Raw genomic sequence first — 26,373 nt, forward strand, 5'->3', positions numbered from 1 at the left:
TCCAACTTAAATTTGTTAAACCAGCCTAAAAGGCAATAAATAATAGAAAAGAGAGAAAAACTATGGCAGTTCAAATGGAATACGAAAAAGATGTTAAAGTAGCAGCACTTGACGGTAAAAAAATCGCCGTTATCGGTTATGGTTCACAAGGACATGCGCATGCTCAAAACTTGCGTGATTCAGGTCGTGACGTTATTATCGGTGTACGTCCAGGTAAATCTTTTGACAAAGCAAAAGAAGACGGATTTGACACTTACACAGTAGCAGAAGCTACTAAATTGGCTGACGTTATCATGATTTTGGCACCAGATGAAATCCAACAAGAATTGTACGAAGCAGAAATCGCTCCAAACTTGGAAGCTGGAAACGCAGTTGGATTTGCTCATGGTTTCAACATCCACTTTGAATTTATCAAAGTTCCTGCAGATGTAGATGTCTTCATGTGTGCTCCTAAAGGACCAGGACACTTGGTACGTCGTACTTATGAAGAAGGATTTGGTGTACCAGCTCTTTATGCAGTATACCAAGACGCTACAGGAAATGCGAAAAACATTGCTATGGACTGGTGTAAAGGTGTCGGAGCAGCTCGTGTAGGTCTTCTTGAAACAACTTACAAAGAAGAAACTGAAGAAGATTTGTTTGGTGAACAGGCTGTACTTTGTGGTGGTTTGACTGCCCTTATCGAAGCAGGTTTCGAAGTCTTGACAGAAGCAGGATATGCTCCAGAATTGGCTTACTTTGAAGTTCTTCACGAAATGAAATTGATCGTTGACTTGATCTATGAAGGTGGATTCAAGAAAATGCGTCAATCAATTTCAAACACTGCTGAGTACGGTGACTATGTATCAGGTCCACGTGTAATCACTGAACAAGTTAAAGAAAATATGAAGGCTGTCTTGGCAGACATCCAAAATGGTAAATTTGCAAATGACTTTGTAAATGACTATAAAGCTGGACGTCCAAAATTGACTGCTTACCGTGAACAAGCAGCTAACCTTGAAATTGAAAAAGTTGGTGCAGAATTGCGTAAAGCAATGCCATTCGTTGGTAAAAACGACGATGATGCATTTAAAATCTATAACTAATTAGAGAGCAAAGGATTTTGAGAAAACTTTAGCTTCAGCTATTCGTGGGATATTAGATATACTTATTTAGGGATTGAAATCATATGAATATTACCAATTTGTTTTCTATCAAGACAGGATGTGATGAAACTGATAGGCAACTGCAAAAATTATTTTTTCAGTTGGATTTACAATTGGGAGAATTGACAGATCAACTAAGAAAATTAGATTCTAATTTTGTTCCTCGTAGTCAATTTGTAGACACGCTGGATTTGAATGATGTAGAATATAAAGAAATTTTAAACTATTTTATCTTCCATCGTAATGATAGTGAAGAAAGTTTGGTAGAATGGTTATATGATTGGATTTCCACAAATCGTTATGAACTTCCTAAAGAGTTTTCAATTCGTATGGCTCATAAATATCATGAAAGTGTTGCTGAAGTTTTTGGAGATGAATAACTAAAAAAACAGTCATTAGTGACTGTTTTTTATAGAAAAAGAGGTTTTATATGTTAAGTTCAAAAGATATAATCAAGGCTCATAAGGTCTTGAACGGTGTGGTCGTTAATACACCGCTTGATTATGACCATTATTTATCGGAGAAGTATGGTGCTAAGATTTATTTGAAAAAGGAAAATGCCCAACGTGTTCGTTCCTTTAAAATTCGTGGTGCCTATTATGCTATTTCTCAGCTCAGCAAGGAAGAGCGTGAACGTGGGGTAGTCTGTGCCTCTGCGGGAAATCATGCGCAGGGAGTAGCCTATACTTGTAATGAGATGAAAATTCCTGCTACTATTTTTATGCCCATTACCACTCCGCAACAAAAGATTGGTCAGGTTCGCTTTTTTGGTGGGGATTTTGTAACTATTAAACTAGTTGGAGATACCTTTGATGCTTCTGCTAAAGCAGCTCAAGAATTTACAGTTTCTGAAAATCGTACCTTTATTGATCCTTTTGATGATGCTCATGTTCAGGCAGGTCAAGGAACCGTTGCTTATGAGATTTTAGAAGAAGCTCGAAAAGAATCGATTGATTTTGATGCTGTCTTGGTTCCTGTTGGTGGTGGCGGTCTCATTGCCGGGGTTTCTACCTATATCAAGGAAACAAGTCCAGAAATTGAAGTCATCGGAGTAGAGGCGAATGGGGCACGTTCCATGAAAGCTGCCTTTGAAGCTGGTGGACCTGTTAAGCTCAAGGAAATTGACAAATTTGCGGATGGGATTGCTGTGCAAAAGGTAGGACAGTTGACCTATGAAGCAACTCGTCAACATGTTCAAACCTTAGTAGGTGTTGATGAGGGATTGATTTCTGAAACCTTGATTGACCTCTACTCTAAGCAAGGAATTGTTGCAGAACCTGCTGGAGCGGCTAGTATTGCTTCTTTAGAAGTTTTAGCTGAATATATCAAGGGGAAAACCATTTGTTGTATCATTTCTGGAGGAAATAATGATATCAACCGTATGCCGGAAATGGAAGAGCGTGCCTTGATTTATGATGGGATCAAGCATTACTTTGTGGTTAATTTTCCACAGCGTCCAGGAGCATTGCGTGAATTTGTAAATGATATCCTGGGGCCAAATGATGATATCACACGTTTTGAGTATATCAAACGAGCTAGCAAGGGGACAGGGCCTGTATTGATTGGGATCGCTTTGGCAGATAAGCATGATTATGCAGGATTGATTCGTCGAATGGAAGGTTTTGATCCGGCTTATATTAATTTAAATGGTAATGAAACCCTTTATAATATGCTTGTCTGAGAACTAATAAAAAAATATCATATTATTTGCACAACTGATGTATAGGTGCTATAATGAAGATGAAGAAAGGGGGCGATTCCTATGGTTTTAGGAAGCTTATCGTGCAATTCTTACTTCTGTTCATTATAGCACTTATGATGTTTGGCTCAGATTTCCATCCTTCATTTTGATTTCCCATCTATTTTGAAAAGTAAACTCACACGGTCTTTAAGATGTGATTTGCTTTCTTTTTGCTGACAAATATACCATATTAAAAGGATATATGAGTAACCGACTGAGCTTATCTGTCTTGTCATCTTTATTAAGGATGGTTTAGAGAATCGGGTGTTTGGTTTTAGGTTAGCACCTCAATATCCAAATGAGTGATGAATTTGAAGAATATAAGGAATGGCTATCTATCAGATGATTTCTTGAGGAAGAAAGATAGGAGTTTTGAGCTAGTGAATGCTTGGATTTCTAAAGGTTAGGATTGTCATATTCAGTTATTAAATCGAAGAAATAAGCTATCTTACGGAAATAGGGAAGCATTTTTTTAAAAGCTTGAATAATTTTGCACCTCAAGAGGGTAATAATACAATATTTTTATTAGCAAATATTTATGGTGTAGAGGCTAGCAAAACCTATATATTATAAGCTTTAAAAAGGAAGTAAGAAGATTCTGAATCATTTATTTTATTGAATATATGTTTTTTTGTTGACAAAAGACATAAAAACGTATAGAATAATATAACGTAAAGAAGAAAATAGGAGAAGAACATGGCTAAGTCAAACTTTGAAAAAGTAGAATCAGTTGTTGGCTGGGTTCGTGATAAGAAAATCACAGGCTACCGTATCTCTAAAGAAACGAATGCGCGTGAAATGTCTATCATTGCTCTGGCGCAGGGTCGTGCAAAAGTAAAAAATATTTCATTTGAAACAGCCCTAGGCCTAATTGATTTCTATGAAAAAAATCATGAAAAATTTGAAGATTGATCTTTGGATAACGGCGGATTCTTGACCCTCAAGTAGTAGAGATAGAGAATCTGCCTTTTCATTTTGGACAGCAAAAAGACTGCACGGTTATGCAGCCTTTTCTTTTTATTTGAGATAGCGTTGAAGGAACTCTTTTGTACGGTCTTCTTTAGGATTGGTGAAGAGATCTTCTGGTTTGCCTTCTTCAGCAATCACACCCTTATCCATAAAGATAACACGGTGAGAGACATCACGAGCGAATTCCATTTCGTGGGTTACAACAATCATGGTCAAGCCTTCTTGAGCCAGGTCCTGCATGATTTTGAGGACTTCTCCAACCATTTCTGGATCGAGAGCTGATGTTGGTTCATCAAAGAGAATGGCGTCCGGATTCATGGAGAGGGCACGAGCGATGGCCACACGTTGTTTTTGACCTCCTGAGAGTTGTTTTGGTTTCGCTTGCCAGTAGCGTTCTCCCATGCCGACCTTTTCCAAGTTTTCTTTGGCAATCTTTTCAGCTTCTGTACGTTCGCGTTTAAGGACAGTTGTCTGAGCGACAATTGTGTTTTCAAGCACGTTGAGATTTTCAAAGAGGTTAAAGGATTGGAAAACCATTCCCAACTTTTCACGGTATTGCGTGAGGTCATAGCCTTTTTCGAGGACGTTTTGTCCATGATAAAGGATTTGTCCATCAGTTGGCGTTTCAAGTAGGTTAATGGAGCGTAGGAAGGTCGATTTCCCGCTTCCAGAGCTTCCGATGATAGAGATGACCTCTCCCTTGTGGACAGTGAGTGAAATGTCTTTTAGCACTTCGTTTTGGCCATAGGATTTTTTGAGGTGTTTAATTTCAAGGATTGCTTGTGTCATTATTTCAAATCCTCCGTTTGCATTTGGTTAGCACCTGTAGTATAGGTATCCATGTCCATGCGGCGTTCGATGAAGCGTAGGATACGTGTTACGGTGAAGGTGAGGACAAAGTAAATCACGGCGATGATTGTAAATGTCTGGAAGTATTGATAAGTTTGTGTTGCCACGGTATTTCCTGAGAAATAAAGTTCGACAACAGAGATAACGTTCAATACAGATGTATCTTTGATATTGATGACAAATTCATTACCAGTTGCGGGTAGGATGTTGCGGACAACCTGAGGTAGGACAATCTTACGCATGGTTTGGTTATGAGTCATACCAAGAGCAGTCGCGGCTTCAAATTGTCCCTTGTCAACCGCTAGGATACCACCACGGACGATTTCAGTCATGTAGGCACCAGTGTTAATCGAAACGATGAAGATAGCAGCCAGTGTGCGGTCAAGGTTGATACCGAAAGCTTGGGCAGTTCCATAGTAGATAACCATCGATTGAACAATCATAGGTGTACCACGGAAAATTTCAATGTAGACATTGAGGATCCAGCCGACTAGTTTTTGTAGGCCATAAATGGCTTTATTTTCAGATAGAGGAGCAGTACGGAAGACACCAATGGCAAGGCCGATAATGAGACCTATGATGGTTCCGACAATAGAGATTAAAAGAGTGATACCAGCACCACGTAAGAGTTGTTGCCAGTTTTCAGAGAGAATTTTAGCGACTTGGCTAAAGAAACTACTGCTAGTCTCTTCAGTTGTTGTAGCTTCGGCAGGTTGTTCCTTAATCATACGATCCATCAAGGCAACTTGGTCGTCTTTTGAAATGGTTTCAATGCTGGCATTGATTTGGCTAATACGATTGTCATCTTTACGAAGTCCAATAGCGATAGCTGTATCTTCTTCCCCAGTTTTGAAACCTGGCTCTACTTGAATCATCTTGAACTTAGAGTTAGCAGCTTCAGCGGTCAGAGCTTCTGGGCGTTCAGAAACATAGGCATCGATGACACCAGCCTCAAGAGCTTGGCGCATTTGAGCGAAGTCTCCCATGGCTGTTTCTTTTTTAGCGCCTGGGATTTGTGCAATCAAATCGTAAAGGTAAACACCTTGTTGAGAAGTGATTTTTGCACCGTTAAAGTCATCCAAAGACTTAGCATTTGCGTAGGCAGAATCTTTTTTGACAAGCAAAACTGGTTCGCTAGTGTAGTAACTGCTTGAAAAGGCAATTTCTTGTTTACGCTCGGCAGTAGGACTCATACCTGCGATAATCATGTCAATCTTACCAGAAGTAAGGGCGGGGACTAGACCTTCCCACTTGGTTTTAACGACAAGAGGTTCTTTACCTAAGTCCTTAGCGATTTTCTTGGCAATTTGGACATCGTATCCATTGGCATACTGGTTGGTTCCATCGATTTTGACAGCTCCATTGCTATCATCATCCTGAGTCCAGTTAAAGGGAGCATATGCTGCTTCCATACCGATGCGTAAATATTCATCGGCTTGAGCAACATTGACAAGTCCCAGCATCAGCAAGAGACCTGTGAAAATAGATAAGTATATTTTTCTCATGATTTCTCCTATTTCTAATCTATTAAAAAATAACTGTCTCCTATTTTATCGAAAAATGCGTAATTTTTCAACATAAGTAAGCCTTTACTTACGAAAAAATGCTATAATGATAAGAAAGATAAAAAGGGGGCTTAATTGATGAAAAAAACTTTTTTCTTACTGATGTTTGGCTTGTTTTGCCTTCTGCCACTCTCTGTTTTCGCCATTGATTTCAAGATAAACTCTTATCAAGGTGATTTGTATATTCATGCAGATAATACGGCAGAATTTAGACAGAAGATAGTTTATCAGTTTGAGGAGGACTTTAAGGGCCAAATCGTGGGACTTGGACGTGCTGGCAAGATGCCTAGCGGATTTGAGATTGATTCTCATCCAAAGGTTCAGGCTGCGAAAAATGGTGCTGAACTAGCAGACGTTACTAGCGAAGTGACAGAAGGAGCAGATGGTTATACTGTGAGAGTCTATAATCCAGGCCAGGAAGGCGACACAGTTGAAGTTGACCTTGTCTGGAACTTAAAGAATTTGCTTTTCCTATATGATGACATCGCTGAATTAAATTGGCAACCTTTAACAGATAGTTCAGGGGCTATTGGAAAGTTTGAATTTCATGTAAGGGGAGACAAGGGAGCTGAAAAACTCTTTTTCCATACCGGGAAACTTTTTAGAGAGGGAACGGTTGAAAAGAGTAGCCTTGATTATACTATTCGTTTAGACAATCTTCCGGCTAAGCGTGGAGTTGAATTGCATGCCTATTGGCCTCGAACTGATTTTGCTAGCGCTAGGGATCAGGGATTGAAAGGAAATCGTTTAGAAGAGTTTAATAAGATAGAAGACTCGATTGTTAAAGAAAAAGAGCAAAGTAAACAACTCCTTACTTGGGTCTTCCCTTCGATACTTTCTATCTCCTTGTTATTAAGTGTCTGCTTCTATTTTATTTATAGAAGAAAGACCACTCCTTCAGTTAAATATGCCAAAAATCATCGTCTTTATGAACCACCAATGGAATTAGAGCCTATGGTTTTATCAGAGGCGGTTTACTCGACCTCCTTGGAGGAAGTGAGTCCTCTAATCAAAGGAGCAGGTAAATTCACCTTTGACCAACTTATTCAAGCTACTTTGTTAGATGTGATAGACCGTGGGAATGTTTCTATTATTTCAGAAGGAGATGCAGTTGGTTTGAGGCTGGTCAAAGAAGATGGTTTGTCAAGCTTTGAGAAAGACTGTCTAAATCTGGCTTTTTCAGGCAAAAAAGAAGAAACTCTTTCCAATTTGTTTGCGGATTACAAGGTATCTGATAGTCTTTATCGTAGAGCAAAAGTCTCTGATGAAAAACGGATTCAAGCAAAGGGGCGTCAACTTAAATCTTCTTTTGAAGAAGTATTGAAAGAGATGCAAGAAGGAGTGAGAAGTCGAGTTTCCTTCTGGGGACTTCCGGATTATTATCGTCCCTTGACTGGTGGAGAAAAGGTCTTGCAAGTGGGTATGGGGGTCTTGACTATCTTGCCCCTATTTATCGGATTTGGTTTGTTCTTGTACAGTTTGGATGTTTATGGTTATCTTTATATCCCCTTGCCAATACTTGGTTTTCTAGGTTTGGTTTTGGCTGTTTTCTATTATTGGAAGCTTCGTCTAGATAATCGTGATGGTGTCCTAAATGAAGCAGGGGCAGAAGTCTACTATCTCTGGACCAGTTTTGAAAATATGTTGCGTGAGATTGCACGATTGGATCAGGCTGAATTGGAAAGTATTGTGGTCTGGAATCGCCTCTTGGTCTATGCGACCCTATTTGGCTATGCGGACAAGGTCAGTCATTTGATGAAGGTTCATCAGATTCAAGTGGAAAATCCAGATATCAATCTCTATGTAGCTTATGGCTGGCACAGTATGTTTTATCATTCAAGCGCGCAAATGAGCCATTATGCTAGTGTCGCAAATACAGCAAGTACCTACTCCGTATCTTCTGGAAGTGGAAGTTCTGGCAGTGGCTTCTCTGGAGGCGGAGGCGGTGGCAGTATCGGTGCCTTTTAAAGAGAACTGTCATAGACTGAAAAAGTATGCTATAATGGAAGATAGAAAAAAGGAGTAATCTATGTATCTTATTGAAATTTTAAAATCTATCTTCTTCGGTATTGTTGAAGGAATTACGGAATGGCTGCCGATTTCCAGTACAGGTCACTTGATTTTAGCAGAGGAATTTATCCAATACCAAAATCAAAACGAAGCCTTTGTGTCCATGTTTAATGTCGTGATTCAGCTGGGTGCGATTTTAGCGGTTATGGTGATTTACTTTAACAAGCTCAATCCTTTCAAACCGACTAAGGATAAGCAGGAAGTTCGTAAGACTTGGAGACTATGGTTGAAGGTCTTGGTTGCCACTTTGCCTTTACTTGCCGTCTTTAAATTTGATGATTGGTTTGATACCCACTTTCATAACATGGTTTCAGTTGCTCTCATGTTGATTATCTATGGGATTGCCTTTATCTATTTGGAAAAGCGAAACAAAGCGCGTGCTATCGAGCCAAGTGTAACAGAGTTGGACAAGCTTCCTTATACGACAGCTTTCTATATCGGACTCTTCCAAGTTCTTGCCCTTTTACCAGGAACCAGTCGTTCTGGTGCAACGATTGTCGGTGGTTTGTTGAATGGAACTAGTCGTTCTGTTGTGACAGAATTTACCTTCTATCTTGGGATTCCTGTTATGTTTGGAGCCAGTGCCTTAAAGATTTTCAAATTTTTGAAAGCAGGACAGCTCTTGAGCTTTGGACAATTGTTCTTGCTCTTGGTTGCGATGGGAGTCGCCTTTGCGGTCAGCATGATCGCTATTCGTTTCTTGACAAGTTATGTGAAAAAACACGACTTTACCCTTTTCGGTAAATACCGTATCTTGCTTGGTAGTGTCTTGCTACTGTATAGCTTTGTTCGTTTATTTGTATAAGAAAAACCTTGAAGGGGCAACTCTTCAAGGTTTTATACTCTTCGAAAATCTCTTCAAACCGCGTCAGCTCTATCTGCAACCTCAAAACAGTGTTTTGAGCAGCCTGCGGCTAGCTTCCTAGTTTGCTCTTTGATTTTCATTGAGCTTTAAAATCCAGTCACGGTAATCCCCAGCAGGCGGACACCTCTTTCTTTCTCGCTTAATTCTTCATAGAGCTGCAGGGCAATTTGGCTTATCTGACTAGGGTCCTGTGTTTTTTGAGCTAGACTTTTTCGTTTAGTGAGAGTTGAAAAGTCCTCGTAGCGGATTTTCAAAATGACAATTTTTCCAGATTTTTCTTGTTGGCTGAGATTGAGAGCGACTCTTTCTGATAGAAGAGTCAGCTCTTTTTTGATATCTTCCTCGGCATGGAGAATCTTCCCGTAGGTTTTCTCCTTGCCGATTGATTTACGGATGCGATTTGATTTAACTGGAGAGTTGTGAATGCCACGAGCCTTTCGATAAAGGTCATAGCCCAGTCTGCCAAATCGGTCTATTAGGGTCACTTCAGGAACTTCAAGTAGGTCAGCGCCAGTAAAAACACCCATGTGATGAAGACGTTCGACTGTCTTTTTTCCTACTCCATGAAATTTGGAAATATCCATTTGTTTGAGAAAATCCTCAGCTTGGTCAGGTAGAATCACTGTCAAACCATGAGGTTTTTGATAATCGCTAGCCATTTTAGCTAAGAATTTGTTATAAGAAACGCCTGCGGAAGCAGTTAAATGGAGTTCTTGCCAGATATCCTCTTGAATGAGACGAGCGATTTTGACCGCTGACTTAATCCCAAGTTTATTTTCTGTTACATCCAAATAGGCTTCGTCAATACTCATAGGTTCAATCAAATCTGTATAGCGCTTAAAGATAGCTCGAATCTGGAGTCCCACAGTCTTGTATTTTTCATAATTCCCTGAGATAAAGACTGCCTGGGGACAACGTTCGTAGGCTTCCTTGGAGCTCATGGCTGAATGGACACCAAAAGCTCGCGCCTCATAGCTACAGGTAGAGACGACTCCTCGTCCACCTGTTTGCCGAGGGTCACTGCCGATAATGACAGGTTTTCCTCTGAGTTTAGGATTATCTCTGATTTCTACCGCAGCAAAAAAGGCATCCATGTCAATATGGATGATTTTTCTTGACAAATCATTTAACAAAGGAAAAATCAACATGCCTAGCCCCCTTTTTACTGCTTATTTTCTTTTATTATACCCTTTTTTCTGAAAAAAAGAAAAAAGGACTTTATTTTTTCAAAAATATAATACAGTTTGAAATAAAATGTAGACTGTTTTAGAAAAGAAAGTGTAAAAATAGGGAATTTTCACTTGTTGAAATCGGTTACTGTATGGTATACTTGACTCATGAATGTAACAGATGGTTGTTACTAGAAAGAAAAAAGAGGACATTAACATGGTTGTTAAAACAGTTGTTGAAGCACAAGATATTTTTGACAAAGCTTGGGAAGGCTTCAAAGGCGTAGATTGGAAAGAAAAAGCAAGTGTATCACGCTTCGTACAAGCTAACTACACACCTTATGATGGAGACGAAAGCTTCCTTGCAGGACCAACAGAACGTTCACTTCACATCAAAAAAATTGTAGAAGAAACTAAAGCACACTACGAAGAAACTCGTTTCCCAATGGACACTCGTCCAACATCTATCGCTGATATCCCAGCAGGATTTATCGATAAAGAAAACGAAGTTATCTTCGGTATCCAAAACGACGAACTCTTCAAATTGAACTTCATGCCAAAAGGTGGTATCCGTATGGCTGAAACTACTTTGAAAGAAAATGGATACGAACCAGATCCAGCTGTTCACGAAATCTTTACTAAATACGTAACAACAGTTAACGACGGTATTTTCCGTGCCTACACTTCAAATATCCGTCGCGCTCGTCACGCACACACTGTAACTGGTCTTCCAGATGCATACTCACGCGGACGTATCATCGGTGTTTACGCACGTCTTGCTCTTTACGGTGCAGACTACTTGATGCAAGAAAAAGTAAATGACTGGAATGCAATCGAAGAAATCGATGAAGAAACAATCCGTCTTCGTGAAGAAATTAACCTTCAATATCAAGCGTTGCAACAAGTTGTTCGCTTGGGTGACCTTTACGGAGTTGATGTTCGCAAACCAGCGATGAACGTTAAAGAAGCAATCCAATGGGTTAACATCGCCTTCATGGCTGTCTGCCGTGTGATCAACGGTGCTGCTACATCTCTAGGACGTGTACCAATCGTTTTGGACATCTTTGCAGAACGTGACCTTGCTCGTGGTACATTTACTGAATCAGAAATCCAAGAATTCGTTGATGATTTCGTTATGAAACTTCGTACAGTTAAATTTGCTCGTACAAAAGCTTATGACCAATTGTACTCAGGTGACCCAACATTCATCACAACTTCTATGGCTGGTATGGGTAACGACGGTCGTCACCGTGTTACTAAGATGGACTACCGTTTCTTGAACACACTTGACAACATCGGTAACTCTCCAGAACCAAACTTGACAGTTCTTTGGACTGATAAATTGCCATACAACTTCCGTCGCTACTGTATGCACATGAGCCACAAACACTCTTCTATTCAATACGAAGGTGTAACAACAATGGCTAAAGACGGATATGGTGAAATGAGCTGTATCTCATGCTGTGTGTCTCCACTTGACCCAGAAAATGAAGAACAACGCCACAACATCCAGTACTTCGGTGCGCGTGTAAACGTATTGAAAGCCCTTCTTACTGGTTTGAACGGTGGTTACGACGATGTACACAAAGACTACAAAGTATTTGACATCGAACCAATCCGTGACGAAGTTCTTGAATTTGAATCAGTTAAAGCTAACTTTGAAAAATCTCTTGACTGGTTGACTGACACTTACGTAGATGCTTTGAATATCATCCACTACATGACTGATAAGTACAACTACGAAGCTGTTCAAATGGCCTTCTTGCCAACTAAACAACGCGCTAACATGGGATTCGGTATCTGTGGATTTGCCAACACTGTTGACACATTGTCAGCTATTAAGTACGCTACAGTTAAACCAATCCGTGATGAAAATGGCTACATCTACGATTACGAAACAATCGGAGAATACCCACGTTGGGGTGAAGATGATCCTCGTTCAAACGAATTGGCAGAATGGTTGATCGAAGCTTACACAACTCGTCTACGTAGCCACAAACTTTACAAAGACGCAGAAGCTACAGTTTCACTTTTGACTATCACATCTAACGTTGCTTACTCTAAACAAACTGGTAACTCACCAGTCCACAAAGGTGTATACCTCAACGAAGATGGTTCTGTGAACTTGTCTAAACTTGAATTCTTCTCACCAGGTGCTAACCCATCTAACAAAGCTAAAGGTGGATGGTTGCAAAACTTGAACTCACTTTCTAGCCTTGACTTTAGTTATGCAGCTGATGGTATCTCATTGACTACACAAGTATCACCTCGCGCTCTTGGTAAGACTCGTGACGAACAAGTTGATAACTTGGTAACAATCCTTGATGGTTACTTTGAAAACGGTGGACAACACGTTAACTTGAACGTTATGGACTTGAACGATGTTTACGAAAAGATCATGTCAGGTGAAGATGTTATCGTACGTATCTCTGGATACTGTGTAAACACTAAATACCTCACTCCAGAACAAAAAACTGAATTGACACAACGTGTCTTCCACGAAGTTCTTTCAATGGATGATGCCTTGGATGCGTTGAGCTAGTCAAGTTTTTGAATAATGAAAAGGAACCCTCGGTCAGTCGACTGAGGGTTTTGTGCTTGGGATCGTGTGAGCAATTCCTTCGGCGCAATATGCAATGTTTTTGGAAAGGAATAGTGGACCGAATCTGAAATAGCCCGCTGAAACGGCTCAAATAGTGCTAGAAATTGACTGGAATTCTCTAAGCGATTTGTTCAGTTTTTATTTCATTCCATCATAAAAACAAGACGACTGGCTAATTGACAATCATCTTGTTTGATACTGTTAATAAAATTCGCGAAGTTTATCTTGATTTTCTTTAAAAAATTTTTCTAACCAGGCCATACCATAAGCATAACTAAAACCTTCTAAGAGAACAGAGAGGTCAATAGTATCAAATCCCATGTCTTTTAAATATTTAAAGGTATCGAATGGTGAATGAAAGTTTTTGTATTTAATAATTGCACCAATATCTTTCAAATCCTGCTCCCTGATACTCATCATCTTCATTCCTAACACATACTCAATAGGGACTACTAAAACAGTCAGATTCTCAAATGAGTACAAGGATTCACATAAACTTAAGGGAGGTTGTTTGTTCATATTTGCAACATGATTGTTGAGCCATAACTCTTCGTGGGTGTTAAGATTAAACTGTTTTCCTACACGAGCAATAATTTCATTGATTTTCTGATTTTGGTCATAAAAAGCATCAACATCTTGTGTGGCACGTAAACCATGATATTCTAAGACATAACCACCGACACAGATAATTGTTAAAGTCAGATTTTCCTGAATTAATTCCTTATTTAGGGCTTGGAATACCGGTTTCATTTTATCCATGCTTGTATTTCTCCATCAATTTTTGAACATTGGTTAACTTAGCAGGTTTATTTAATGAAATCACATATTTATGAGTTGGAGTATGCTCTTGAAAGGCATACTTCAAGCTAATTTTTTGAAAATGAGTTAGTTCTTTGGAGTCTAGCAACTTTTCTACATCTTGGTTTGTTAAATAAGAATAGTCTTCAAAAATAACTTTTCGCAAATAGCGAAACCAATGACTTGCGTTGAATTGTGATTGTTTGGATGCCTGTATCATATAATCGTACCAATCCATTGTCTTCCTCCTATGAAATTTAGTTTATCTTATTGTAGTTTATATTTAAAAATGTAGTTTTTTTACTTAGCTCGTATTAGAAAAGAGTGTTTAGAAATGTAAAATGAACCTTTTTTCTTATCCGAAAACCTTACTAAAGTATATAATTTAGGAAGTCAATCCTGTATGATAATGTTTGTACTATCGTCGAGTTTTTGCTTGATTGCCTAACGAGATAAATTTTAGAAGAATTTTCGGTGTGATTTGACAAGCTTCTGACTGGAAGGATAGTTACACTAGTATTGTTTATTAAAATGAGCAGATAGAGAAAATTTGGAATCCATTTGCTTATTATCAATCGTTTTTTAGCTTATTTGTCTTAGATTGGTATAGAACTGATTTATGGATTGATCCTCTTGTATCTTATCTTGTTCCTAAATATGTTGGTAGAAAAATGAAGCAGTTGTTACGAGTGTCTGTATTGGGAAAAATTTTATCTATACAATTCTTTAAATGATATGAAGGCTAGGAATGCCAAAACACTGACATATTTCATTTGAATCTCATCCAATCCCTTTACTTGTATTTGTAGAAATGCTATCAGTAATATATTCGCGAACACTATGATTTACAACAGTGTGGTCGTACATCTTTGTAACTTTATTATACAACAACCATTTACAGGTGTAAAGTTGAGCAGTGTTTTTAGTAAATTTAGGGACTTGTTTTGTCACAGTTTTGATACCTGTATTCGTTGTTTTATGAGCATTTAACGTTTCTTTTCATGTAGGCATTTCAAGAATTAGAATGATATTTTTCCGAGGATGAACTTATATATTGTGACTTTTTAGAGTTATGATACCTATTGATTTGACTACCGCTATCAATTTCATCTATTTTTACAGTTTCACTCAACATAGCGAGAAGGCGGTTTCCTATATGGAAGTCGTCTTGTTTTCATATTGTCTAAATACGAGATATTTACTACAGGTTATAGTTGATTTAAATAGGTGTATAGATTTCTAATATATTAAGGTGAAATAATATCTTGTAATACATTGCTATGCTCTATGAAAAAAGCAACGATAGCTAATGCACAAGCTCCTATACTTCCACGATGTTTGTTGTAAGGTAAAATTTCAATTTCTATATTACGAGTAAAGGGAACGAAGTGGAGCTGATCTTGGATTTTATCCCTGACTTCATGAGTGAAAGGTTGATAATTAAGCAAGTGACTGTTGATATAGATTTTATCAGCAGGATTGATGAGGAGAAGATTTGCAATAGAAGTGGCCAATAAATTGACTCCTTTATCAATTTGTTGGCGTAAAGCAGAGTCACCTAAGTTGTAAGCTGTTAAAAGGGTATCTAAATAAATGTCTTTTTCAGTCTTTACAAGGCTTTTTAGTACAGTTAGTTGAGAATTTTTAAATAATAATTGGGCATGTTTGATTAACCAAGCATCCGAAATATATGTTTGTAAACAACCTTTTTTTCCACATTCACAATATTGTCCATTCAATTCGACAATGGTGTGTCCAATTTCTCCGATATAAGGATTTTTAGAGGCTCCTATTTTTTCTTTTGTGAAAAAGGACGTGTAAATACCTAATCCAGCGTGTAGGAAAATAAAGTTATCGGGGGTATTGTGTGGGTTAAAAAGGTATTGTCCTATAGCCATACAATCGATATTATTTTTTACAATAAAAGGGAAATCGAATTTTTTAATTACATTTAATAAATTAAATGATTCCCATATGGGATTGTTTGTAATGATGCTTCCGGAGTCTTTGTTATAATGTCCAGGTATTGATAAGCCAAATCCAAGTAATTTTGTCTCCAAAGGGACGTACTCTATAGCTGTTTTTATCATATTGGTAATGGTGGAATTGATTTCTGAAATAGGATAATCTTCATTCAAAATTTCTGTCTCGAAAAGAGTTTTCCCTTGTAAGTCACATAGACTGAGAAAGATACCTAGGACGTTTATTTCAATACCTCCAACAACATATGGGATATTATCTGTGATAGAAATAGTTTTTCTACGTCTTCCAGATCCGGAAAACTCGCTAAATTCATCACCAGTTTCGTATATGAGGGATTGTTCACTTAGATCTTTGATGATGTTAGTCGTTGTTGCTGGAGTAAGTCCTGTTTCATTAACAATATCTGTACGGGATGTTGCTGGATTTCGATATAGAAACTCCAGTATAGTGGCTCTATTTTGTAAAAAGGCTGATTGTTTTGTAATCATTTGTTTCCTCCTTTGGTTTATTTTATATTAAACATAAGAAAAAATCAATTAAAATTATTATTATATACAAAGAAAAAAATATTGTAAAAACAGCAAAAAATATATTGACAACGCTTTCTGTTAGTGGTATATTTAATTTATAAAAAATAAAAAAAGGAGTTCCGGTGATGAACAATATTTTAACGTTTTTAGAAACGAAAGTCGCTCCGTTTGGTGAAAAAGTTGGTAACCAACGGCATTTGAAAGCTATTCGTGAAGGATTTATGATGGCAATGCCTTTGATTTTAGTCGGCTCTTTATTTCTTATTCTAATCAGTTGGCCTCAAGAGGCTTTTACAAATTGGCTGAATAGTGTTGGATTGCTAAGTATCTTGACAACTATGAATCAGTCAACAGTAGCGATTATTTCCTTGGTCGCTTGTTTCGGTATTGCCTACAGGTTGTCGGAAGGATATGGTACAGATGGTCCGTCTGCAGGGATTATAGCCTTATCCAGTTTTGTATTGATGGCACCTCGTTTTTCAAGTATGGTTTATGATAAAAATGGGGAGCAGGTCAAGCAGTTATTTGGCGGCGCAATACCATTTTCTAGCCTGAATGCATCTTCGTTGTTTATGGCGATTACTATTGGATTGGTTACAGCGGAGATTTATCGTATGTTTATCCAGCGCGGAATTACGATAAAAATGCCAAGTGGTGTCCCAGATGTGGTCAGTAAATCATTTTCAGCTCTTTTACCTGGTTTTACTACTTTTGTTTTGTGGGCTCTGGTCTTAAAAGGTCTGGAAGCAGCAGGAGTTGCAGGAGGTCTCAACGGACTTCTAGGTGCAATTATTGGAACACCGCTTAAGTTAATTGCAGGAACGCTTCCAGGTATGATTCTATGTGTTATTGTAAACTCATTCTTTTGGTTCTGTGGAGTTAATGGGGGACAAGTTTTAAATGCTTTTGTAGACCCAGTTTGGTTACAATTTACTACAGAAAACCAAGAAGCTGTGGCTGCAGGACAAACCCTACAACACATTATTACATTACCGTTTAAAGATTTATTTGTATTTATTGGTGGCGGTGGAGCGACTATTGGTCTTGCGATTTGTCTCTTCCTATTTAGTAAGAGTCGTGCGAATAAAACATTAGGTAAGCTAGCTATTATACCGTCTATCTTTAATATCAATACAGCTATTCTATTTACGTTTCCAACGGTTTTAAATCCGATTATGCTGATTCCGTTTATTGCTACTCCTACAATCAATGCCTTAATTACCTATGTATCAATGGCTGTAGGATTAGTACCTTATACAACAGGTGTAATTCTTCCGTGGACAATGCCACCGATCATAGGAGGCTTCCTTGCGACAGGGGCTAGTTGGCGAGGAGCTCTATTACAAGTTGTTTTAATTTTGGTTTCTGTGGCAATTTATTATCCATTCTTCAAAATTGCAGATAAACGCAATCTTGAAAAAGAAAAAGCTACTGTTGGAGGGGAATAAGATGGTTATCAGAGTATTTGATCAGCAGAAAAATGCTTATTCTAGCTTTGCCTTAGAGGAATTAAGTTACTATATGAATCGGGTCTTTAAGACTGACATAGAACTTGTCGAGGAGAAGGAAGCGGATATTTTTGTAGGATTAGTCAATAAAGAGGATAGAAAAGACCATGTTCTTATCTCATTAGACAAGGGTAAGGGGAGAATTGAGTCTAATACAATTGTAGGTTTACTTATTGGAATTTACCGAATGTTTCATGAATTTGGGGTTGTGTATACTAGACCAGGGCGCGGACATGACTTTGTTCCAGAGTTACGATTTGAAGATTTTTTAGATAAAGAGCTATCTATAGATGAAACAGCCAGTTACTATCATAGGGGAGTATGTATAGAGGGAGCGGATTCATTTGAAAATATACTAGATTTCATTGATTGGCTACCTAAGATTGGGATGAACAGTTTTTTCATCCAGTTTGAAAATCCCTACTCTTTTTTGAAACGTTGGTATGAACATGAATTTAATCCATATCTAAATAAAGAACAATTTTCAAATGAATTAGTACAAGAATTGAGTGATAGGTTGGATAAAGAATTGCAAAAAAGAGGTCTTATTCATCATCGTGTTGGTCATGGATGGACAGGTGAAGTTTTAGGTTACTCTTCAAAATTTGGCTGGGAATCAGGTCTTAGTATTTCAGAGGAGAAGAAACCCTATGTCGCTGAAATAAACGGGAAACGAGAATTGTTTAATACGGCTCCGATTTTAACCAGCCTGGATTTTTCAAATCCAGATGTAGCTGATAAGATGGTAGAAATTATCAAGGATTATGCCAAGAAAAGACCTGATGTTAACTACTTACATGTATGGTTGTCGGATGCTCGTAATAATATTTGTGAATGCGAAAACTGTAGACAAGAATTGGTTTCGGATCAGTATATTCGTATTCTCAATCAATTGGATAGGGCTTTAACGAGTGAGGGATTAGATACAAAGATTTGTTTTCTGCTTTATCATGAGTTGTTATGGGCACCTCAGAAAGAAAAATTAGATAATCCTGAACGCTTTACCATGATGTTTGCACCGATTACAAGAACATTTGAAATGAGTTATGCAGATGTAGATTTTGACAATTCCATACCTACGCCTAAACCTTATCTGCGTAATAAAATTATACTTCCGAATTCTCTTGAGGAAAATTTATCTTATCTTTTTGAGTGGCAAAAAGCATTTAAAGGAGATAGTTTCGTATATGACTATCCTTTAGGGCGTGCTCATTATGGCGATTTAGGCTATATGAAAATTAGTCAAACTATTTACAGAGATGTATCTTATCTTTCCAACCTACATTTGAACGGGTACATTTCGTGTCAAGAATTACGTGCCGGATTCCCTCATAATTTTCCTAATTATGTCATGGGGCAAATGCTCTGGAAGAAGACAAGAAATTATGAAGAATTGATTGAAGAATACTTTTCTGCTTTGTATGGGGAAAATTGGCAGTCTGTTGTTGAATATTTAGAAAAATTATCCATTTATTCCTCTTGTGATTATTTTAATGCAATTGGCAGCCGTCAAAGTGATGTTTTAGCGAATCATTATTATATAGCTTACAATCTAGCTGATAATTTTTTACCAATTATTGAGGAAAATATTTCTAAGTTATTAAATAGTCAAAAGGATGAATGGAAACAGCTCAGTTATCATCGTGAATATGTTGTTAAGATGGCGAAGGCTTTATATCTTCAAGCAACCGGAAAAACAAGGCAAGCTCAAGATGAATGGAGAAATGTGTTGAATTATATCCGTGGGCACGAACTGCTATTCCAATCTAATTTGGATGTTTATCGTGTAATTGAAGTAGCAAAAAATTATGCTGGTTTCCACTTATAAATCATAAGTATAGAAAATGAACTAAGGTATTCAGAGAAGATTGATCCTAAATATTATGAAATTTAAGGATTTTTAAGATATTTAGGGTCGACTTTCTATTTGTATCGTAGCGAAGTCATTTTAATAATGATGTGTGAAAGATGGATCAAGATTGAGGAGGAAGAAAGATGAAATCAAAAGAAGAAATAAATATGCTTGGTTTTACAATTGTCGCTTACGCAGGAGATGCAAGGTCAGATTTGATGGATGCTTTGGCGTTTGCGAGAGATGGATATTTTGAACAGGCAAGAGAATTGGTTGAGTCTGCAAACGACTCAATAGTGTCTGCCCATCGAGAACAGACTAATTTATTAGCGGAGGAGGCATCTGGAGATAATTTTGAAGTGAGTTTTATCATGATTCATGGTCAAGATACTTTGATGACAACGATGCTATTGTATGATCAGGTAAAGTTTTTTATTGATGAATATGAACGAATTCGAAAGATTGAAGAACATATTGGTTTGCAATGAGGATTAGTCATGGAAAATTTACAGGTTAAAGCCTTACCGAAGGAGTTCTTATTAGGAGCTGCTACCGCTGCTTATCAAGTAGAGGGTGCAACTAGGGTAGATGGCAAAGGAATAAATATGTGGGATGTTTATTTGCAAGAAAATAGTCCGTTCTTACCAGATCCAGCTAGTGATTTTTATTATCGTTACGAAGAAGATATAGCCTTGGCGGCAGAACATGGTTTGCAGGCTTTGCGTTTATCTATTTCCTGGGTTCGCATATTTCCTGATATAGATGGGGAGCCGAATATATTGGCTGTTCAGTATTACCATAGAGTCTTTCAGTCCTGCTTAAAACATAATGTGATTCCGTTTGTTTCTTTACATCATTTTGATTCGCCTCAGAAAATGTTAGAAACAGGGGATTGGTTGAATAGAGAGAATATTGATCGTTTCATACGATATGCTCGTTTTTGTTTCCAAGAATTTACAGAAGTCAAGCATTGGTTTACAATCAATGAACTGATGTCTCTTGCCGCAGGTCAATATATAGGAGGTCAGTTTCCTCCGAATCATCATTTTCAATTATCTGAAGCAATTCAATCGAATCATAACATGTTGTTGGCGCATGCTCTTGCAGTCCTCGAATTTCATCAATTAGGGATTGAGGGAAAGGTAGGTTGTATTCATGCCTTAAAGCCAGGCTATCCTATTGATGGGCAAAAAGAAAATATTTTGGCAGCTAAACGGTATGATGTTTATAATAATAAATTTCTATTAGATGGAACTTTTTTGGGCTACTACAGTGATGACACGCTTTTTCACTTAAATCAAATATTGGAAGCTAATAATTCTAGCTTTATTATTGAAGATGGTGATTTAGAAATTATGAAAAGAGCTGCACCTCTTAATACGATGTTTGGGATGAATTATTATCGTTCAGAATTTATTCGTGAATACAAAGGTGAAAATAGACAAGAATTTAATTCAACAGGAATAAAAGGACAGTCTTCTTTTAAATTAAATGCTCTAGGTGAATTTGTAAAAAAGCCTGGTATTCCGACAACAGATTGGGATTGGAATATTTATCCTCAAGGCTTATTTGATATGTTGCTTCGTATCAAAGAAGAATATTCTCAACATCCGGTCATTTATTTAACTGAAAATGGTACAGCCCTTAAAGAGGTTAAGCCAGAGGGCGAGAATGATATTATTGATGACAGTAAGAGAATCCGTTATATTGAGCAACATTTACACAAAGTTTTAGAGGCTCGAGATAGGGGAGTCAATATTCAAGGCTATTTTATATGGTCTTTGCAAGATCAATTTTCTTGGGCGAATGGCTACAATAAGCGATATGGTCTTTTCTTTGTTGATTATGAGACACAGAAGAGATATATTAAGAAAAGTGCTCTTTGGGTAAAAGGGCTAAAACGGAATTAAGGTTAGCGATTTGAATGATGTTTAATATGTTTTAAATATGAGGTTGAATTTTTTATAGGAGGAGTTTTATGGATAAGCTAGTCGCTGCCATTGAAAAGCAACAAGGGAAATTTGAAAAAATTTCTACTAATAATTATATGATGGCTATTAAAGATGGATTCATTGCTACTATGCCTTTAATTATGTTTTCAAGCTTTTTGATGATTATTATTATGATTCCTAAAAATTTCGGAGTAGAGTTACCGAGTCCAGCTATTGTCTGGATGAGGAAAGTGTATATGCTAACCATGGGAGTTTTGGGTGTTATTGTTTCAGGGACAGTTGCAAAGTCATTGGCTGGAAATGTTAATAGAAAAATGCCTCCTGGAAAGGTAATAAATGATACTTCTGTAATGTTGGCAGCCATATGTAGTTATCTGGTATTAACTGTAACGCTTGTAGTTGATGAGAAGACGGGATCTACAAGTTTGTCGACAAACTATTTAGGATCTCAAGGATTGATAACTTCGTTTGTCAGTGCCTTTATTACTGTAAATGTTTACCGATTCTGTATTAAGCGAGACATTACTATTCATTTACCTAAGGAAGTTCCTGGAGCTATATCACAAGCTTTTAGAGATATTTTTCCTTTTTCTTTTGTTTTACTTATTAGTGGTTTGTTAGATATTGTATCTCGGTTTAGTTTAGATGTTCCTTTTGCCCAAGTATTTCAACAACTATTGACCCCTATTTTTAAGGGTGCAGAATCATATCCTGTTATGATGTTGATTTGGTTTATGTGTGCTTTGCTTTGGTTTGTTGGAATTCATGGACCATCTATTGTCTTACCTGCTGTTACAGCTTTACAACTAAGCAATATGGAAGAGAATGCTCAACTCCTTGCAAATGGGCAGTTCCCTTATCATTCTTTAACACCTAATTTCGGGAATTATATCGCTGCTATCGGAGGAACGGGGGCTACCTTTGTTGTACCATTTATTTTGATTTTCTTTATGCGGTCTAAACAATTAAAATCGGTAGGTAAAGCTACAATTACTCCTGTTTTATTTGCGGTAAATGAACCTCTTCTATTTGGTATGCCTGTTATTTTGAATCCCTATTTTTTTGTCCCTTTTTTGATGACTCCACCAGTGAATGTATTTCTAGGAAAGGTCTTTATTGATTTCTTTGGAATGAACGGATTTTATATCCAGTTGCCTTGGGCCTTTCCTGGACCATTAGGATTGTTAATTGGAACGAATTTTCAACCTATCTCCTTTGTATTTTTATCTTTGATTTTAGTTGTCGACATATTGATTTATTTGCCATTCTGTAGAGCGTATGATAGACAGTTGCTGATGAAAGAAGATGTTGCAAGCTCAAATGATATTATTTTAGAGGAGGATACGAGTGAAATAATGCCTGGTGAGTTAGATGAAATAAAAAGTAAGGAGTTGAAAGTACTGGTTCTTTGTGCAGGGTCTGGAACAAGTGCGCAATTAGCCAATGCAATTAACGAGGGCGCTCAATTAGCAGAAGTTAGAGTGATTGCGAATTCAGGAGCGTACGGAGCTCATTATGATATTATGGGTGTTTATGATTTAATTATTCTGGCTCCACAAGTTCGGAGTTATTATAGAGAGATGAAGGTGGATGCAGAAAGATTAGGTATTCAGATAGTTGCTACCAGAGGAATGGAATATATTCATTTAACAAAGAATCCAAATAAAGCCTTACAATTTGTATTGGAGCATTACCAAGCTGTGTAGTCAGTTTTTTAATCTTTTATTTGAGTAAGAACTTTACTTACAGACAGGCTTGGATTTAAAAACGTTCCCCCTTTTTTAATATAAAAATCCCTCTTTCACAATTGTAAAAAGAGGGATTTTGTGTTTTATCTCTTGGACCAAGTTCTCTTCATAAAGAGAAGGAGGATTGGGTAAATCTCTAATCGGCCTGCAATCATTGCAAAGGAGAGGAGAATTTTTGAGATAGGACTAAAGATTGAGAAACTAGAGGTCGTTCCTAGGATAGGCCCGATATTATTGAAGCAGCTAAAGACAGCACTGGTAACGACCAGGAAATCATTGCTGTCTAGACTGACAATAAAGATAAGTGCTAGCAAAATCATAGAATAGATGACAAAGTACTTGAGAATCTTATGCTGGGTATCTTTGTCAATCACCGTTTTATTAACATGGAGTGTCAAAACACGGTGGGGCGATAGGATTGACAAAATTTGATTTTTGGCAATTTTTGAAAGGATAAGGCCTCGAATAACCTTGAGTCCACCTGCGGTTGATCCAGCGGAGCCACCGATTCCCATGAGAAAGAGGAGGATAAACTGGGAGAAGAGAGGCCAGTTAGTAATATCTCCATATCCAAAACCAGTTGTTGTAATGATGTTGGAAACCTGGAAGAAGGCCATTTCAAAACTTTTTGAAAATCCCGGGTAGAGATAGAGGGTATTAAGGCTAATCAAGCCTGTAGAAACCAGCACGATGACCAAGTAAGCACGAAGTTCTTCATCTCCAAAGAAGGCTTTGATGCGACGGAGCATGAGGTAGTAGTAGAGGTTGAAATTGACCCCAAAAACCAGAACTCCGATACTAACCAGATAGGTAATCAGTGAGCTACCATAGTGGGCAATTCCATCGTTATAGACTGTAAAACCTCCTGTACCTGCTGTTCCCATGGCAATGACAAAACTATCAAATAGGGGCATACCAGCCAGATAATAGATGATGACAAAGAGGGAAAAGAGGGCTAGGTAAAGGAGATAGAGGATCTGGGCAGTATTTTTGAGTTTGGATACAACCTTGCCAAAAACAGGGCCAGGAACCTCAGCCTTCATCACTTCTAGGTGGCTATTCTTGGCATTATCCATAATAGCAAGTGCAAAAACAAGCACTCCCATCCCTCCAATCAAGTGGGTAAAACTTCGCCAGAAGAGGAGGGAACGGCTGAGAACCGAAACGTCGTTCAGAATAGTTGCTCCAGTAGTTGTAAAGCCAGAACTGATTTCAAAAAAGGCATCGATAACGCTGGGAATTTGTCTAGCAAAGACAAAGGGGAGACCACCAAAGAAGGACCAAAGGATCCAACAGAGGGCAACAATCAAGACTCCCTCCTTGGCATAAATCCGTTGATTTTTTGGCTTTTGTAAAATTCCTGAACCGCCAAGTAATACGAGAATCCCAATCGTTGTAAAGAGGGCTGTAAAGACTTGGCTCGATTCACGGTAATAGAGAGCGACAGCTACAGGAACCAAGAGGAGAACAGCTTCAATCAAAAGTAGCTTTGAAAGGAGGTAACGAATCATACTTTTATTCATTTCTTACCTCGCGATCAAGTCATAAATCTTGGTGATGTTTGGCAACAAAGTTGTTACTAGGAGCTTGTCTCCAACTTCCAGCATATCCTCCCCAGTTGGGAAAATAGTCTTGCCCTTTCGAATGATGGCCGCAATAAGAACCCCTTTTTTCAGTTTTAGTTGAGAAAGAGGTTTGGCAGTCATTTTATTGGCTTCCTTGATATGGAATTGTAGGGTTTCGATTTGTCCATTGGCTAGATGGTGCATGGCTTGAAGGTCTGAATACTGGGCATTAACCCGACCACGAATAAAGTGCATGATTGTATCTACAGCGATGCTTTTAGGTGTGATGATACTTGAAAAATCAGGCGCATTGATAATCTCGAGGAGACTGGTACGATTGACCTTGGTGATATTTTTTTGTACACCTACCCTGTCAAGGAACATAGAGGTAATCAGATTTTCCTCATCGACTCCTGTTAGAGTCGCAACGGCATCATAGTTTTGAGCACTTTCTTCCAGCAGGATATCTTTTGCGGTACCATCTCCTTGAACGATGTAGAGATTTGGGAATTTCTCGCTAAAGAAGCTGGCGATTTCAGGATTGATTTCAATAACCTTGGTATCGATACGACTGTCTTTGAGGATACCTAGTAGATAATAGGCAATTTTACCAGCTCCAACAATAAGAAGACTCTTCACGGCACGAGACTTGAAATAATTATGGAAGAGCATCATGTCAACACGGTTACCAGTGACAAAGATTCTATCTTTATCCTGTACAGTCATATCACCACTTGGGATGATAATTTGATGATCTCTTTCTATCGCACATACAATGACATTGCCAAATTTTTTCCGAAAATCAGAAATGGGCATTTGGCAAAGACCACTGGAGGATTTAACAGTGAATTCCATCAAGCTGACCCGTCCACCAAAGAAACGTTCGACAGATAGGGCGTTGGGGAAGTCAATGATGTTGGCGATAGCGCGGGCAGCCAAGAGCTCAGGGTTAACGATAAGAGAAAAACCGAGAATATTCTTTTCTTTGAAATAGGAGTTAGAATATTCAGGGTTCCGCACCCGAACGATGGTCTCTTTAGCTCCCATTTTTTTGGCTAGAACGGCTGCAATCATGTTCACTTCATCGTATTCAGTCAGGGCGATAAAGATATCACAATCCTGGACACTGGTTTGCTCAAGGATGGTAAAATCGGCCCCGTTACCAAGGATACCCATGATATCAAAGCGATTGACAATATGATTGAGGACAGCTTCGTTTTGCTCAATCAGTAAAACATCGTGCTTTTCTGCAACCAAGGAGCGACAGAGGGCAGAACCAACTTTTCCCCCTCCGACAAGGATAATTTTCATAATAAAACCTACTTCTTCATTATGTAACTATCATACCTTTTTTCAAGAAAAAATGCACCTACTAGCTAATCACCAGAGTTTTTAGTAGGTAATTTGCTATAAGGTAAAACTATACCCTAATCAATTGAAATAGCTATTAGCACCTTTCTCT

General features: G+C 38.0%; 20 protein-coding genes and 1 pseudogene. 13 read left to right on the forward strand and 8 right to left on the reverse strand.

All coding sequences use genetic code 11. The features are described from left to right. Positions 1–62 precede the first annotated feature (62 nt). From ilvC to HT679_RS09415, 5 genes and pseudogenes are all read left to right on the forward strand, one after another. Entirely contained in the window at positions 63–1,085 is a 1,023-nt protein-coding gene (ilvC, locus tag HT679_RS09400) for a ketol-acid reductoisomerase (protein ID WP_000290683.1), read from the forward strand. 83 nt (positions 1,086–1,168) lie between these two features. After that, positions 1,169–1,525, forward strand: a complete 357-nt coding sequence (locus tag HT679_RS09405; RefSeq protein WP_023940905.1) for a hypothetical protein — start codon at positions 1,169–1,171, stop codon at positions 1,523–1,525. Positions 1,526–1,575: 50 nt separating this feature from the next. Then, on the forward strand, positions 1,576–2,826 hold the full coding sequence (gene ilvA, locus HT679_RS09410; RefSeq protein WP_000952975.1) for a threonine ammonia-lyase IlvA: 1,251 nt from the start codon (positions 1,576–1,578) through the stop codon (positions 2,824–2,826). Between the two features lie 537 nt (positions 2,827–3,363). Further along, a pseudogene (locus HT679_RS11460) lies at positions 3,364–3,459 on the forward strand (SPFH domain-containing protein); the annotation flags it as partial. Between the two features lie 123 nt (positions 3,460–3,582). Continuing rightward, on the forward strand, positions 3,583–3,798 hold the full coding sequence (locus HT679_RS09415; RefSeq protein ID WP_001130036.1) for a hypothetical protein: 216 nt from the start codon (positions 3,583–3,585) through the stop codon (positions 3,796–3,798). Between the two features lie 105 nt (positions 3,799–3,903). Here the strand turns inward: HT679_RS09415 and HT679_RS09420 are convergent, their stop codons facing one another. Together HT679_RS09420 and HT679_RS09425 are read right to left on the reverse strand one after the other, a co-directional pair. After that, the gene (locus HT679_RS09420; protein WP_000189477.1) at positions 3,904–4,644 is read right to left on the reverse strand and encodes an amino acid ABC transporter ATP-binding protein; all 741 of its coding nucleotides are present in this window, start codon (positions 4,642–4,644) and stop codon (positions 3,904–3,906) included. After that, positions 4,644–6,209, reverse strand: coding sequence for an ABC transporter substrate-binding protein/permease (locus HT679_RS09425; RefSeq protein ID WP_173214291.1), 1,566 nt, complete (start codon positions 6,207–6,209; stop codon positions 4,644–4,646). The genes HT679_RS09420 and HT679_RS09425 overlap by 1 nt, the downstream gene beginning before the upstream one ends. A gap of 138 nt (positions 6,210–6,347) precedes the next feature. Between HT679_RS09425 and HT679_RS09430 the strand changes: the two genes are divergently transcribed. Further along, a complete protein-coding gene (locus HT679_RS09430; RefSeq protein ID WP_173214293.1) occupies positions 6,348–8,237 on the forward strand; it encodes a DUF2207 domain-containing protein in 1,890 nt (629 codons plus the stop codon). A 61-nt stretch (positions 8,238–8,298) separates the two neighbouring features. Beyond that, the gene (locus tag HT679_RS09435; protein WP_173214295.1) at positions 8,299–9,144 is read left to right on the forward strand and encodes an undecaprenyl-diphosphate phosphatase; all 846 of its coding nucleotides are present in this window, start codon (positions 8,299–8,301) and stop codon (positions 9,142–9,144) included. Between the two features lie 146 nt (positions 9,145–9,290). On the opposite strand, the gene dinB is transcribed toward HT679_RS09435, so the two are convergent. Then, positions 9,291–10,352, reverse strand: a complete 1,062-nt coding sequence (dinB, locus tag HT679_RS09440; RefSeq protein ID WP_173214300.1) for a DNA polymerase IV — start codon at positions 10,350–10,352, stop codon at positions 9,291–9,293. Between the two features lie 238 nt (positions 10,353–10,590). Between dinB and pflB the strand changes: the two genes are divergently transcribed. Further along, positions 10,591–12,915, forward strand: coding sequence for a formate C-acetyltransferase (gene pflB / locus HT679_RS09445; RefSeq protein WP_000260628.1), 2,325 nt, complete (start codon positions 10,591–10,593; stop codon positions 12,913–12,915). 261 nt (positions 12,916–13,176) lie between these two features. On the opposite strand, the gene HT679_RS09450 is transcribed toward pflB, so the two are convergent. The 3 genes from HT679_RS09450 to HT679_RS09465 form a co-directional block, all read right to left on the reverse strand. Beyond that, on the reverse strand, positions 13,177–13,734 hold the full coding sequence (locus HT679_RS09450; protein ID WP_173214301.1) for a DUF6036 family nucleotidyltransferase: 558 nt from the start codon (positions 13,732–13,734) through the stop codon (positions 13,177–13,179). Continuing rightward, positions 13,727–14,011, reverse strand: coding sequence for a hypothetical protein (locus HT679_RS09455; RefSeq protein WP_050259685.1), 285 nt, complete (start codon positions 14,009–14,011; stop codon positions 13,727–13,729). The genes HT679_RS09450 and HT679_RS09455 overlap by 8 nt, the downstream gene beginning before the upstream one ends. Positions 14,012–15,020: 1,009 nt before the next feature. Next, entirely contained in the window at positions 15,021–16,244 is a 1,224-nt protein-coding gene (locus tag HT679_RS09465) for an ROK family transcriptional regulator (protein ID WP_173214303.1), read from the reverse strand. 167 nt (positions 16,245–16,411) lie between these two features. On the opposite strand from HT679_RS09465, the gene HT679_RS09470 reads away from it, so the two are divergent. The 5 genes from HT679_RS09470 to HT679_RS09490 all read left to right on the forward strand — a co-directional run bounded on the left by HT679_RS09470 (position 16,412) and on the right by HT679_RS09490 (position 23,304). Continuing rightward, entirely contained in the window at positions 16,412–17,734 is a 1,323-nt protein-coding gene (locus HT679_RS09470; RefSeq protein WP_173214304.1) for a PTS sugar transporter subunit IIC, read from the forward strand. A gap of 1 nt (position 17,735) precedes the next feature. Further along, entirely contained in the window at positions 17,736–19,622 is a 1,887-nt protein-coding gene (locus HT679_RS09475; protein WP_173214306.1) for a DUF4838 domain-containing protein, read from the forward strand. Positions 19,623–19,789: 167 nt separating this feature from the next. Then, on the forward strand, positions 19,790–20,134 hold the full coding sequence (locus tag HT679_RS09480; protein ID WP_000836780.1) for a PTS lactose/cellobiose transporter subunit IIA: 345 nt from the start codon (positions 19,790–19,792) through the stop codon (positions 20,132–20,134). 9 nt (positions 20,135–20,143) lie between these two features. Beyond that, complete coding sequence (gene lacG, locus HT679_RS09485) at positions 20,144–21,556, forward strand: 6-phospho-beta-galactosidase (protein ID WP_173214308.1); 1,413 nt, start codon at positions 20,144–20,146, stop codon at positions 21,554–21,556. 68 nt (positions 21,557–21,624) lie between these two features. After that, positions 21,625–23,304, forward strand: coding sequence for a PTS transporter subunit EIIC (locus HT679_RS09490; protein ID WP_173214311.1), 1,680 nt, complete (start codon positions 21,625–21,627; stop codon positions 23,302–23,304). A gap of 125 nt (positions 23,305–23,429) precedes the next feature. Here HT679_RS09490 and HT679_RS09495 read toward each other — a convergent pair whose 3' ends face one another. Together HT679_RS09495 and trkA are read right to left on the reverse strand one after the other, a co-directional pair. After that, the gene (locus HT679_RS09495; protein WP_173214313.1) at positions 23,430–24,869 is read right to left on the reverse strand and encodes a TrkH family potassium uptake protein; all 1,440 of its coding nucleotides are present in this window, start codon (positions 24,867–24,869) and stop codon (positions 23,430–23,432) included. Between the two features lie 3 nt (positions 24,870–24,872). Beyond that, the gene (gene trkA, locus HT679_RS09500) at positions 24,873–26,222 is read right to left on the reverse strand and encodes a Trk system potassium transporter TrkA (RefSeq protein ID WP_173214315.1); all 1,350 of its coding nucleotides are present in this window, start codon (positions 26,220–26,222) and stop codon (positions 24,873–24,875) included. Between the last annotated feature and the right edge of the window lie 151 nt (positions 26,223–26,373).

The organism is Streptococcus sp. 4886 (assembly GCF_013276485.1).
GTDB lineage: Bacteria > Bacillota > Bacilli > Lactobacillales > Streptococcaceae > Streptococcus.